This is a genomic window from Candidatus Poribacteria bacterium, assembly GCA_021295755.1.
GTDB lineage: Bacteria > Poribacteria > WGA-4E > WGA-4E > PCPOR2b > PCPOR2b.
Genome location: JAGWBT010000123.1, coordinates 18,282 through 19,117, shown reverse-complemented (window position 1 = coordinate 19,117; position 836 = coordinate 18,282).

Genomic DNA, 836 nt, shown 5'->3' with positions numbered 1-836 from the left:
ACTTTCCCGAATCCCCGCACGAAATTATTGATCCCGCAGTGCGCTGACTTCCAGCGTCATAGGTTGGGTTGAACGATTGAAAGTACGCGGTTATTAACCATAGTAGTGTTTCTGCCTTTCAACACAATGTTTCTACAGATAGTGAAAGTGAAACCCAACATTCATCACTTGCCATTAATAGATACAGGAAGCAATTTGCACTGGCACCCCCTAACGACAACCGTTAGAACACCGTAAAATGAGCTAAAGCAACGCTAGGCTAATACGGGCTAATGCCCCGCGGGAACTAAAAAAGAGGCACCAACATCTAAGATCTCAGGCAGCGAGCGCATTCAACGCCACGTATGCCAGTCTAGAATCAACAATTTTCTCCTTTAGCCCAAAAAACGAATTTCATCTGTTCCGAAAGCATTGCTCACTCTGATTCAGATGATAATCCGCACAATCCGTTTCATCTGTTTTAATCCGTTATTCAGACAATATTGTGCAAAAAAACGCAAGTTGCTAGAGCGTATTGACATTATCTCGGGAAATTTGGTCATAAATTAATACCGATTTGGCAGGTCAGTTTCCCCTTACACACAATCGCGCTAGCGTACCATCAATTTATAAAACTGCTGAAACATAGCAACCATCGGGGTTCCGGGCACACCCGACAATTTATGAATACCCTTATAGGTAATTGAAATTATTTTTTTTACCTGTCAGTGCCCTGCCAAACCTGTGAATCGTATAGCCCAAAAACTTGAGTGGACGCAAAGTATTAGAAAACTTTGTGTCATTCGTCACTGTTTTTACGGAGCGTCTAAAATGCCAATCTTAGACCACTTAAACCC